The sequence below is a fragment of the Eikenella sp. NML120348 genome, from assembly GCF_001648435.1.
Taxonomy (GTDB): domain Bacteria; phylum Pseudomonadota; class Gammaproteobacteria; order Burkholderiales; family Neisseriaceae; genus Eikenella; species Eikenella exigua.
Genome location: NZ_LXSP01000003.1, coordinates 141,565 through 153,715 on the forward strand (window position 1 = coordinate 141,565; position 12,151 = coordinate 153,715).

11 protein-coding genes and 1 tRNA gene are annotated in these 12,151 nt (G+C 57.3%); 3 read left to right on the plus strand and 9 right to left on the minus strand.

The genetic code is table 11. The features are described from left to right. Positions 1-118: 118 nt before the first annotated feature. The 4 genes from A7P99_RS05895 to A7P99_RS05910 form a co-directional block, all read right to left on the minus strand. The gene (locus tag A7P99_RS05895; protein WP_067686917.1) at positions 119-991 is read right to left on the minus strand and encodes a metal ABC transporter permease; all 873 of its coding nucleotides are present in this window, start codon (positions 989-991) and stop codon (positions 119-121) included. An 82-nt stretch (positions 992-1,073) separates the two neighbouring features. Then, positions 1,074-1,511: a hypothetical protein gene (locus A7P99_RS05900; protein ID WP_067447768.1), complete on the minus strand. Its 438-nt coding sequence runs from the start codon at positions 1,509-1,511 to the stop codon at positions 1,074-1,076. Positions 1,512-1,566: 55 nt separating this feature from the next. Beyond that, positions 1,567-1,911, minus strand: a complete 345-nt coding sequence (locus tag A7P99_RS05905; RefSeq protein WP_067447766.1) for a hypothetical protein — start codon at positions 1,909-1,911, stop codon at positions 1,567-1,569. Between the two features lie 22 nt (positions 1,912-1,933). After that, the gene (locus A7P99_RS05910) at positions 1,934-2,662 is read right to left on the minus strand and encodes a metal ABC transporter ATP-binding protein (RefSeq protein ID WP_067447763.1); all 729 of its coding nucleotides are present in this window, start codon (positions 2,660-2,662) and stop codon (positions 1,934-1,936) included. A 506-nt stretch (positions 2,663-3,168) separates the two neighbouring features. On the opposite strand from A7P99_RS05910, the gene A7P99_RS05915 reads away from it, so the two are divergent. After that, positions 3,169-4,293 carry a polyamine ABC transporter substrate-binding protein gene (locus A7P99_RS05915; protein ID WP_067447761.1) on the plus strand — a complete coding sequence of 375 codons (1,125 nt, stop codon included), beginning with the start codon at positions 3,169-3,171 and terminating at the stop codon, positions 4,291-4,293. Positions 4,294-4,552: 259 nt separating this feature from the next. Here the strand turns inward: A7P99_RS05915 and A7P99_RS05920 are convergent, their stop codons facing one another. From A7P99_RS05920 to A7P99_RS05940, 5 genes are all read right to left on the minus strand, one after another. Next, complete coding sequence (locus A7P99_RS05920; protein WP_067686920.1) at positions 4,553-5,893, minus strand: anaerobic C4-dicarboxylate transporter; 1,341 nt, start codon at positions 5,891-5,893, stop codon at positions 4,553-4,555. A 272-nt stretch (positions 5,894-6,165) separates the two neighbouring features. Beyond that, positions 6,166-6,239: transfer RNA gene (locus tag A7P99_RS05925), tRNA-Gly, on the minus strand. Between the two features lie 362 nt (positions 6,240-6,601). Continuing rightward, on the minus strand, positions 6,602-7,246 hold the full coding sequence (locus A7P99_RS05930) for an HAD-IA family hydrolase (RefSeq protein WP_067686923.1): 645 nt from the start codon (positions 7,244-7,246) through the stop codon (positions 6,602-6,604). Between the two features lie 53 nt (positions 7,247-7,299). Further along, complete coding sequence (locus tag A7P99_RS05935; RefSeq protein WP_067686926.1) at positions 7,300-7,518, minus strand: hypothetical protein; 219 nt, start codon at positions 7,516-7,518, stop codon at positions 7,300-7,302. A 71-nt stretch (positions 7,519-7,589) separates the two neighbouring features. Continuing rightward, on the minus strand, positions 7,590-8,573 hold the full coding sequence (locus A7P99_RS05940; protein ID WP_067686929.1) for an RluA family pseudouridine synthase: 984 nt from the start codon (positions 8,571-8,573) through the stop codon (positions 7,590-7,592). 427 nt (positions 8,574-9,000) lie between these two features. On the opposite strand from A7P99_RS05940, the gene A7P99_RS10080 reads away from it, so the two are divergent. Both A7P99_RS10080 and A7P99_RS05945 read left to right on the plus strand, forming a co-directional pair. Then, the gene (locus A7P99_RS10080) at positions 9,001-9,270 is read left to right on the plus strand and encodes a hypothetical protein (RefSeq protein ID WP_153705502.1); all 270 of its coding nucleotides are present in this window, start codon (positions 9,001-9,003) and stop codon (positions 9,268-9,270) included. Between the two features lie 7 nt (positions 9,271-9,277). Further along, positions 9,278-12,094, plus strand: a complete 2,817-nt coding sequence (locus tag A7P99_RS05945) for an Rne/Rng family ribonuclease (protein ID WP_067447747.1) — start codon at positions 9,278-9,280, stop codon at positions 12,092-12,094. Positions 12,095-12,151: the final 57 nt, after the last annotated feature.

Consider the following 12,151-nt stretch of genomic DNA (forward strand, 5'->3'; position numbering starts at 1 on the left):
GGGTGGGGCTACCTGAAAAATAATTTGTCTCGAAATCCAAAATATCGCTGCTAAAACTATCTGAACTAAGGGTTTAGTTTCGCAGAGCATTTTCAGGTAGCCTTCAAGCTACCGGCCGCTACGTCCGCAAATGCCTGCCGCGCCACCATTTTGGCAGCATCCCGCCCTCGCGCCCGATAAACAGCGACACGGCATACACGCCGCCCAGGCACAAAATAATCGCCGGGCCGGAGGGGATATCCACATGGTAAGAAAACAGCAGGCCACAGAAACTGCAGGCGAGCGCAATCAGCACCGCGAGCGCAATCAGCCCGCCCATGCTACGCGACCACAGCCGCGCGGTAATCGCCGGCAGCATCATCACGCCCACCGACATCAGCGTGCCGATAGCCTGAAAACCGGCCACCAAATTCAGCACCACCAGCATCAAAAACAGCACATGCCACAGCCCGCCGCGCCCGTTCACCGCGCGCAGAAACAGCGGATCGATGCTCTCCAGCATCAGCGGGCGGTAGATCAGCGCCAGCGTCAACACCGATACCGCGCTCACGCACAGCACCAAAATCAGCGAAGGCGTATCCACCGCCAGCACCGAACCGAACAGCAAATGCAGCAAATCCACATTGCTGCCGTAGCTGCTCACCAGCACCACGCCCAAGGCCAGGCTGGCCAGATAAAACGCGGCAAAATTCGCGTCTTCCTTCAAATTGGTGTGGCGGCTCACCAAGCCGGCCAACAGCGCCATCGCCAGCCCGGCGGCAAAACCGCCCAAGCTCATGGCGGGCAGGCTGAGCGAACCGGCGGCGATATAGCCCGCCGCCGCGCCGGGCAGCACTGCGTGGCCGAGCGCATCGCCCACCAGGCTCATGCGCCGCATCACCAAAAACACGCCCACCGGCGCCGCGCCCACGGCCAGAAACAGCACGGAGGCAAGGGCATAGCGCATAAAATCGTCGGCAATGGGTTCGATCAGGAGCTGGGAGAGGGTCATGGTGTGTGCTTTTATCGTGTTTCGGGTGGTCTTTTGGATTTGGGTTGATAGCTAAAATACTGATTTCAGCCATATCGGCAGGCTATTTGCCATAAGGGTGAAACACAACAAGTTTCCCCTCCGGATAATCGCCCAGCCAGCCGCAAGGGAAAACGCCTTTTTTATAGGCTTTGAAAACGGCATTCCAAAGCGGATGTTTTTGTATATGCTTGATATTCAAGTAACAGTTGAGCAGGTCTGCTTCGATGTCGTTCAGATAGTCGGCATATCCGACTTCTTCCAGTCGGGATTGGATAACGGGCACAATCTCTTTATCCCAATAATCACGAAATTTTTCATCTGTCAGTTTGAAGATGAGCGAGCAGTTTTCCCGTAAATCCAGCCAGCAGGTTTCCACTTCTGTTTGGCTGTAGAGATAGGTTTTCATTTCATCGATATTGGAAACGAAATGCCAGTTTGGGTTTTCGGCAGTTTCAAAATCCAACAGGTGGTTATCAATGATGCCAAACATTTGTTTCATTTTTATACCTTTTTATATTTTCGATGTGCGGTACGCAATATTTCCAGCCCGGCTTTCAGGTAGCCTGTTGGGCAGACGGATGGCCGTTGGCAATGATTACGCCTTCGCCCACTGCGGTGCCGCCTTCCATAATCCAAAATTCCGTGCCGGGGCGTAGGGCGGAATAATCCACGCGGTCGGGGTAGAGGTAATCCAGCCCGGCTTGCAGCGGCTCGTCGAATCGGGTGTGCTCAAACGTGGCAAACACGATGCCGAGCATTTCGCGGCTGCCTTTGGGCGCAAAGTGCGGGCGGTAGCCTTCGGCGGGGAAGTGTGTGCGGCTGCGGATGCGCTGCGGGAACGCTCCGGTAGAAAAATCTTCGCTGCGGTTTCGGAAGAAAACAACGGTGGCGGCAAACATGGCATTCAGGCTACCTGAAAACTCAAGCGGCGCACCATTCGCGCGGTTCGGTACGGTGCATGGTTTCGGCAGCCTGTTTCAGGTAGCCTTCGGTGAGCACGTCCGCAGTGGCGCCACTGGCGATTTTTTCGCGGGCAATCAGGAAGGTGTGGGGGAAATAGGCGCGCACCTGCTCATAATCGTGCAACACGGCAATCACGGCACGGCCTTCGTTTTGGTGACATTGGCGCAATACTTCCAACAATTCATACGTGGTGCGCGCGTCCACGGCGTTGAAGGGCTCGTCCAGCAGCAAGAATTTGGCATCTTGCACCAGCATGCGGGCAAACAGCACGCGCTGGAATTGGCCGTTGGAAAGCTGGCCGATGCTCCGGTGGGCAAAATCGGCCATGCCAACGCGCTCGAGCGCGGCGTGCACCCGTTCGCGCTGTTCGGGTTTGGTGCCGCCGAAAAAGCCGATTTCATACCACAAACCCATGGCGGCCAGCTCATATACGGAAATGGGCTGGCTGCGGTCGATATCGGATTGCTGGGGCAGATAGGCGATATCGCGGCGGGCGATGCCTTGCCATTGCACGCTGCCGGTGCTGGTTTTCAACAGCCCCATGATGGCTTTGAGCAGGGTGGATTTGCCCGCGCCATTAGGCCCGAATACCGCCCACATGCTGCCGGACGCAAATTCGCCGCAAATGTGGTGCACGGCGGGATGGCGGCGGTAGCTCACGGTGAGGTTGTCGAACACGATGCTCATAGTGCGGCGCCCGTCCAGGCAAACACGCCCAGCATCAGGGCAATAAGCGATACGGCCAAAAGCAGGCGGCTGCCGGCGCCGCGAAGTAACCAAGAGTGCATAGTGTGTGCTGAATGTTATGTTGTAACAGGTGGCATGATACCCTATAACATGTGCTTTTTCCATAGCCGGAAGGATACCTGAAAAGCAGGCAGAAAATGCCGCTGCGTTAATTTAGTGCAGACAAAGTGCCAATTTGTTGGCAATATTGAAAAATACTTGCCACACAGCACAGCTGCCCCAACCACGCCGCCACGCCGTTTCCCTAGCCCGCGGTATGAAGGAGCAAAGCGTTTGGCTATAATAGAAAAACCATATAGTGGATTAAAATAAGAATGGGACAAGGCGGCGAGCCGCAGACAGCATGAGCAATACGGCAAGGCGAGCCAACACGGTAGCATTCTTATTTTAATTCACTATACTTGCGCCTACTTACCCCTCCTTACCCCGCCCACCAAGGAATAACGATGAAAAAACTGCTCCTGCTCGCCATTTGCGCCGGCCTGCTTGCTGCCTGCGGCGGCCAAGCCAAAAGCGAAGCCTCCGCCCCTGAAGGCAACAACGCCAACCTGCTCAACCTCTACAACTGGGCGGATTATGTCGACCCCGCCACCCTCACCGCCTTCACCGAGAAAACCGGCATCACCGTCCGCTCCGCCTACTACGACAACAACGAAACCCTCGAAGCCAAAATGCTCAGCGGCAGCAGCGGCTACGATTTGGTGGTGCCCTCCATTTCCAACGTAGGCCGTCAAATCCAAGCCGGTGCCTACCAGCCCATCGACAAAAGCCAAATCCCCAACTACAGCAACCTTGACCCGCAGCTGCTCAAACTGATGGAGCAGGTGGATCCCGGCAACAAATACGCTGTGCCCTATTTCTGGGGCATCAACACGCTGGCCATCAACACCCAAATGGTGCAAAAAGCCTTGGGCGGCAAACCCATGCCCGAAAACGTGTGGGATTTGGTGTTCAATCCCGAATACACCGCCAAGCTCAAATCCTGCGGCATTTCCTATTTCGACAGCCCGCTTGAGCAATACCCCTTGGCACTCAACTACTTAGGCAAAGACCCCAACAGCACCAAGCCTGAAGACCTGCAAGCGGCCACCGATATGATGCGCGCCGTACGCAAAGACATCCGCATCTTCACCGCCTCCACCTATATCAACGACCTCGCCGCCGGCAACCTGTGCGTAGCCGTGGGCTACGGCGGCGATTTGAACATCGCCCGCAACCGGGCCATCGAAGCCGGCAACGGCATCGACATCCAAGTGCTCGTGCCCCAAAACGGCCTGGCGGTGTGGATCGACTCCCTGATGATTCCCAAAGACGCACACCACCCCGCCAACGCCCTCAAATACATCAACTACACCCTTGATCCCAAAGTGGCCGCCGCCAACGGCAGCTTCGTGACCTATGCCCCCGCCAGCAAACCGGCCCGCGAGCTGATGCCCGAGGCATACCGCAACAACGAATCCATCTTCCCCAGCGAAGAAGCCATGGCCAACAGCTTCGTCATCCTACCCAAAGACCCGCACACCAGCCGCCTGATGACCCAGCTCTATCAAAGGCTGATGGCAATCAAATAACGGCAAGGCCAGCAAACCACAAAAGGCTACCTGAAAATTTCAGGTAGCCTGTAATGGCGTGGATAACAACAAATATCAGAGTTGGGTTTGACACCCACCATTTGCTGCTCCGGTATGCTACATAAAGGCTACCTGAAAGCAGCAATCCCAACGAAATCAAACGAGCTACTTGAGTTCTTGAGAAGCTAACATCAGGTAGCCTTCCCCCAAGCAAAACACCCGAACCAAAGCCCGGGCGTTTGTATTCCAATCAAACTGTTCAGCCAAAGAACATCTTGGAAAACAGTAGGCCGAAGGCCAGGCTGAAACCCATGCTCAACAGGCCGGGCAGCATAAAGCTGTGGTTGAAAATAAACTTGCCGATTTTCGTCGTGCCCGTGCTGTCGAAATCGATGGCGGCAATAATCGGACCATAGTTCGGAATGAAGAAATAGCCGTTCACCGCCACGAATGTGCCGATGATAACCGGCGTGGGCACGCCCAACGAAATGGCCACCGGGAACAGCGTAGCCACAGTGGCACCCTGGCTGTTCACCAATATAGAGAGCACAAACAACGCAAAGGCAAACGCCCACGGCGCACTCTGCACCAGGCCGGACACCGCCTGCTGCACTTCGTCCAAATGCCCGTGCATCAGCGTATCGCCCAACCAGGCTACGCCGAACACGGCAATCACGGCACGCATACCGGCATGGAACACTGAGCCCTGCGTAATCGCGTTGCCATCTGGTTTGCAGGTAACAATAATCAGCGCAGCAGCAGAAAGCATCACAATTTCAATGGTGTGCGCCATACCCATCGGCTTATCGTTAAACACCGGGCGCAGCGAAGGCATCGCGCCGAGCAGCACCACCAAAATAGCGGCAAACAGGAAAATACCCACCGAAATCTTAGCCTTGCCGCTCACTTGCGCATCGGCGGCAACGGTTTCCGTGTCATACAGCTTGCTGTAGGCCGGGTCTTTCGGGCGGCGTTGATATTCCGGATCGTCTTTCAGCTCTTTGCCCATCCGGTTCACCAACACGCAGGCGATACCGATGCCGATGATGGTGGAGGGCACGCTCACTTTGAGCACGTCTGCCATCGTAATATGCTGCGGCTCGAGGTAGCTCACGCAAGCCACCACTGCCGCCGCAATCGGGCTGGCCACAATAGCAAACTGCGAAGCAATCACCGCCATGGTGAGCGGGCGTTCCGGGCGGATACCGTTTTTGCGGCTCACTTCCGCAATCACCGGCAGCACAGAATAGGCCACATGCCCCGTGCCGGCCAAAACGGTGAAGGTGTAGGTAACCATCGGCGCGATAAAGGTGATGTATTTCGGGTTTTTATGCAGCACGCGGGTGGCGATTTTAATCATATAGTCCAAACCGCCGGCCGCTTGCATGGCTGCCGCTGCCGACACAACCGCCATAATCATCAGCATCACATCAATCGGCGGGCTGGTGGGCTCTAGGCCGAAACCGAACGACAACACTGCCAAACCTATGCCGCCGAACACACCTAAGCCGATGCCGCCCACCTGGGCACCGGCTAAGATGCACAACAGCACCACAGCAAACTGGATAAAAAACTGCGCATATTGAGCAAAAAAGCTCATTATGGTCTCCAAAGTAAATTTATGTATGCAAAAGAGCGCCGAGTCTACCAAACTTTATCCTGAAAATAAAACGGATTTTATTTTCAGGTAGCCTTTATTCGAAATAATAATTTGTATATAAACAATAAATATTTATCTATCCTTAACTACACCTCCCCACACACCCTGCCCGAAAAAGCTGTCCCCTCTGCATTCCATCCACCTACTTGTAAATATTTCTTAACAAACCGCCAACAAAATCCCATGCCAGGAAAGTAGCATGGGAAAGAAAATGGAGCGGGTAACGGGAATCGAACCCGCATAGTCGGCTTGGGAAGCCGGTGCCTTACCATTAGACGATACCCGCAAAACAGGAGTGCGCGCAGTATAGAGGATTTCCATGCAAACTACCAGCCTGCGCCTAATCGAGGAATGTCAGCTCGCCCAGCACCCTATCTGGCGCTTGGGCATCACTGCCGGTATCGCAAACCAGATAGTCCCAATCCAAACGCACATCACTGTCAGCAGAGCCACACAAGGCCTCCAAATCCGGCCAACCGCCCTTCCAGACTCATCCTCTCCTTAATTCTGGCCTGCTGCCGCCCACAAACAGCGGTAATATCAAAAATGTGCCATTCTACTCCACACTGCACGGCAAAAAATCTTAGCTTCACAGAAACTCGCAAAACTCATCTTAACTTCATTGAAGCTTACGCTTTCAGGTAGCCTTCATTCTGCCAGCCAAGCCGCCAAGCTGGCCAAACCATCCAGCATGGCCAGATGTGGGGCAGTTTGCAGTTGGGCGGGGGTGTGGGCGCCGGTGGTGAGGGCGACGGCGGGGCTCTGGGCGTTGTGTGCCATGTGCAAATCGTGGGTGGTATCGCCGATTACCAGGGCTTCGGCCGGGTGCACGCCCAATTCGTCGCAGATGGAGAGCACCATTTCCGGCTGGGGCTTGGAGGCGCATTCGTCGACGGTGCGGGTAGCGAGGAAGAAGCTGCGCGTGTCGGTTTCGGCTAGGGCGGCATCGAGCCCGCGCCGGCCTTTGCCGGTAGCCACGGCCAGCCAGTAGTGCTGTTGCAGCCGCTGCAGGGTATTGCCTGCGTCGGGGAACAAAACGGTTTGCCCGCGGTGGTGGTGGAATTCGTGCTGATAGGCGCGGATGGCGGCCTCGGTTTGCTGTTGATCCAGCTGCGGGCACAGGCGGCGCAGGGCTTCGCGCAGGCTCAGGCCGATGGTGGTGCGGATGTCGGCCTCGGCGGGCGGCGGCCAGCCGAAGCGGCAAAAAGAGTTTTGCACGCCCTGCACGATTTGGGCGGTGGAATCGGCTAAGGTGCCGTCCCAGTCGAAAATCAATACGCGATACGGTTTCATGGGCATTCCTTGATGTGTTTGGAAATTTAGGCTGGCTGAATTTTCAGATAGCCTCACTTCAATCCGCGCCCTGCGCCGTGCAGCAAGGCGTTAATCATGATTTCATCGGCTTCTGCCTCGGCTTGGCGGCACGCCGTTTCCTGCCGGATGATTTCCTCCAAATCGGCACGGCCGCTCTCGACGGGCTGGGTAATCACCTGCTTGGGGCGATCCAAAGAAAAGCCTTCCGGCAGGATCACTTTGAATTTGGGCTGTTGATCGTTTTGCTGCATATCTTTCCTTTTTGGCTAAATGGCAAACAGGCTACCTGAAAACCGAAGCCGGAATAATGGGCACACTTTTTTCAGGTAGCCCCTTGCCCCTGTCGCAAGCCCTCCAGCATCTGATGCAACTCTTCCGGCAATGGCGCGGTGAGCACCAGCGTTTCGCCGCTTGCCGGGTGTTCGAGCTCCAAGCGGTGGGCGTGCAGGAACATGCGTTTGAGGCCGAGCTTCTTCAGGCGGCGGTTGGCGGTGTAGTCGCCGTAGCGTTCATCGCCGGCAATCGGGCAGTTTTGCGACTGCATGTGCACGCGGATTTGGTGGGTGCGGCCGGTGCGCAGCGTGGCTTCCATCAGGCTCAGGGCGGAAAGCCCCACCGCGTGCAGCGGCGCACCGCCGAAGGTTTCCAGCACGCGGAACAGCGTGTGCGCGCTCTGCCCTTCTTCGCTCACGCGCACCATTTTCTCGCCTGCCGCACCGGTGTATTTAAACAGCGGCAGTTTCACCTGCCGCACATCCTGCGGCCACGCGCCCATGCCCAGCGCCAAATATACTTTTTCCGGCTTATCGTTGCGCCAGGCTTCGTGCAGCTTCACCAATACGCTGCGCTTTTTGGCCACCACCAAGAGGCCGCTGGTATCTTTGTCCAGCCGGTGCACCAATTCCAAATAACGCGCCTGCGGCCGGGCGCGGCGCAGCTGTTCGATCACGCCGAAGCTCACACCGCTGCCACCGTGTACGGCCACGCCGGAAGGTTTGTCCACCACCAAAAGGTGCTCGTCTTCAAACACAATGTCAAATTCACGCGGCGGCACGGCAGCCTCGGCCGGCCCGGTTTTCTGCGCCAGCCGAATCGGCGGAATCCGCACTTCGTCGCCCGCGGCCAAACGGCTGTCGGCAGCGGCACGTTTTTTGTTCACGCGCACTTCGCCGCCCCGGATGATGCGGTGAATATGGCTCTTGGGCACGCCTTTGAGCAGGCGGATGAGAAAGTTATCCAAACGCTGCCCGGCGGCGGCTTCGTCCACGCTCAAATAATTGACTGAATTTTTGCTAATTGCCGGCATTTTCTCTATAATCCTCTCCCTGCCGACACCGTGCCCAGGCTACCTGAAAGCCAAGCTTCAACGAAGCGAAAAACAAAAGGTGCCGCGGGTTGGCAAGTTGATTGTTTACTGTTTATTTTATCGTAATAAAGACAATTCCGAACGGCTTTCCTCTACCTGCCGCGCATTTTGGCAGGCAGATTGAAATAGTAATTGAGTTTACGGCTCCGGCAGCCCAAACGGCCTAAGATGCGACCAGCGCGCCGCCGCACCCGCTGCCGGGCTTAAAGAAGACCACAACACCGAATTAATAACGGATTAAGTTTGAAACAAAGCCAAGCGGCGAGCCGCGATCCAAGCAGTACGGCAAAACCAGCCAACACAGCCTTGCTTTAAAATTAATCCGCTATACCCCGCCGCAAGCGGCCGCCATCCGGCCTGCCGCGGCTTGCCAAAATTAGCCGCCCGTCCGGCGGCCGGCGCGGCAGCGATGCCCGCCCCGCTCTTTCACTACCTTCTTTACCGTTTTCTGCCCGCGCCCGATGCCGGCTGCCCAACCGCCACGGCGGTTTGCCGCACACCGCGCTTCAGGCCAGCACAACAACGGCTGCCGATTTTAACTTCGTTGAAGCTTTATTTTCAGGTAGCCTTCCCCGGCGGCAGCAAAGCGGCCAAACTAATTACGCGCTTCGGAATTGCAAACCAAACAAAAGGTTAGCAATATCATGAAACGTATGTTGTTTAACGCCACCCAGGCCGAAGAGCTGCGCGTGGCGATTGTAGACGGGCAAAACCTGCTCGATCTCGACATTGAAACGCTGGGCAAAGAACAGCGCAAAGGCAATATCTACAAAGGCATCATCACCCGCATCGAGCCCTCGCTCGAGGCCTGCTTCGTGGACTACGGCACCGACCGCCACGGCTTCCTCCCCTTCAAAGAAGTTTCCCGCGCCTACTTCCAAGACTACGACGGCGGCCGCGCCCGCATTCAAGACGTATTGCAGGAAGGCATGCAGGTTATCGTGCAGGTGGAAAAAGACGAACGCGGCAACAAAGGCGCCGCGCTCACCACCTTCATCAGCTTGGCCGGCCGCTATCTCGTGCTCATGCCGAACAATCCGCGCGGCGGCGGCATTTCCCGCCGTATCGAAGGCGAAGAGCGCCAAGAGCTTAAAGCTGCCATGAGCCAGCTCGACGTGCCGCACGGCATGAGCCTGATCGCCCGCACCGCCGGCATCGGCCGCAGCGTGGAAGAACTGCAATGGGATTTCAACTACCTATTGCAACTGTGGCGCGCCATCGAAGAAGCCGGCAACGCCCACCAAGACCCCTACCTCCTCTTCATGGAGAGCTCCCTGCTCATCCGCGCCATCCGCGACCACTACCGATCCGACATAGGCGAAATCCTCATCGACAACCGCGAAGTATTCGGCCAAGTGCAGGAATTCATGAGCTATGTGATGCCGCACAACGTAGGCAAGCTCAAATACTACGACGACCATATCCCGCTCTTCTCCCGCTTCCAAATCGAGCACCAAATCGAAAGCGCCTTCTCGCGCTCCGTGAGCCTGCCTTCCGGCGGCGCCATTGTGATCGACCACACCGAAGCCCTGGTTTCCGTAGACGTGAACTCCGCCCGCTCCACGCGCGGTGCCGATATCGAAGAAACCGCCTTCCAAACCAATATGGAAGCTGCCGAAGAAGTGGCCCGCCAAATGCGCCTGCGCGACTTGGGCGGCCTGATCGTGATCGACTTCATCGACATGGAAAACCCCAAGCACCAGCGCGATGTGGAAAACACCCTGCGCGACGCGTTGCGGAAAGACCGTGCCCGCGTGCAGATGGGCAAACTTTCCCGCTTCGGCCTGCTTGAGCTTTCTCGCCAGCGCCTGCGCCCCTCCCTGGGCGAAAGCAGCCACGTGGCCTGCCCGCGCTGCGCCGGCACCGGCGTGATTCGCGGCATCGAATCCACCGCCCTGCACGTGTTGCGCATCATCCAAGAAGAAGCGATGAAGGACAACACCGAAGAAGTGCACGCCCAAGTGCCGGTGGACGTGGCCACCTTCCTGCTCAACGAAAAACGCGCCGAGCTGTTCGGCCTGGAGGAACGGCTGGATGTGTCCATCCTAATGATCCCCAACACCCATCTGGAAAACCCGCACTACAACATCACCCGCGTACGCCCCGACGACGTGGATGACGATGCCGAACCCAGCTACAAACAAGTCGAAATCCCCGAAGAAGACGACAGCCAAACCTTGGAAATCGGCTGCCAAGCCAAGCCAGTGAAACCTGAGCCCGCTGTAAAAGGCATCAAACACAGCAGCCCCGCCCCCGTGGTGCAGCAGCCTGCCGAACCCGGCTTGCTGGCCAGCATCGGCGCTTGGTTTGCCAAATTGTTTGGCGGCGGCGAAACCAAACCTGCCGAAGCCCCCGCAACCAACAACGGGCGCAACGGTGGCAATCGCGGCAAAGCCCCGCAAAACCGTAACCGCCGCAACCGCACCCAGCAGCGCGGCCAAAACGGCAACAGCCGCCCGCCGCGTCAGCAAAATGCCGACGATGCCGAAACCTTGGACAACCGCACACCGCAACAGCTGGCAGAGAAATCCACTGCCGAGCAGCAGCCCAATCCGCGCCAACGCCGCCGCCAACGCAAAGACAGCGATGTTCAGGTAGCCTCGGCTGAAAACGATAAGCTGCAGGCCGCCAGCCAAGCGGCTGACATCCCCGAACGTTTTGCTGATGACACCGGCAGCTCTGCAGAAAACCAAGAGCGTGGTAGCGAACGAAGCGAGCGCGAGCGTAACAATGAGCGCGGCGAACGCAACGAACGCCGCTCCGGCCGCGACCGCCGCCAAGACAGCAGCCAGCGCAACGGCAAAGGCCGAGGCCGCCAGCGCAACATCCCCTCTGCACAGAAAATCATCCAATATCTGGATATTCCGCTGCAAGCCGAGCTGGTGAAATCTGCCGCCGACGTGGTATTGGGCCTGCACACCGAAGCGCCCGCCCCCGTGCCGCAGCCTGATGAGGCCGACAACGATAAACCGCTGGTCATCACCATCCCCGAAGTGGCCGATGAAGCCGATGCGCCCACCTTCGTGTTTGCCGAAGAAAATGCAGCTGAAGCCGTGGAAGCTACTGAAGCTGTAAACCCAGCTGCTGTTACAAGCCCGGTTGTGGAAACAGCGCAGGAAGAAGCCGTGGTAGAAACCGTGGCAGTAGAAACTTCATCTGCCGAAACTCAAGTCGCTCCGGAAGTTGCTCCTGCTGATGATTCCATTGTTGCTGCAGCCCAAGCTGTAGAAACGGCAGTGGCAGCCGTGGCACAACCCACGCCGCAACAAACCGCAGCTGAACCCGCTGCCGCCGACCTGGGGGGTTTGGTATTGGTGCAAACCGATCCCGCCGCGCTCACTGCCGCTCAGCCCGAGCCCGAGCAGCCCAAAGGTCTGCGCCGCGCCGATGTTGTCCCAGCCGCCCCGGCTGCCGTGCCCGAGCCGCAGCAACTGCAGCAAGTGGAAACCCACCGCAGCTAATGTGGACTTTCAGGTAGCCTTCCAAGGCAACAACCAACCGCCCCGAACAATTGCTTG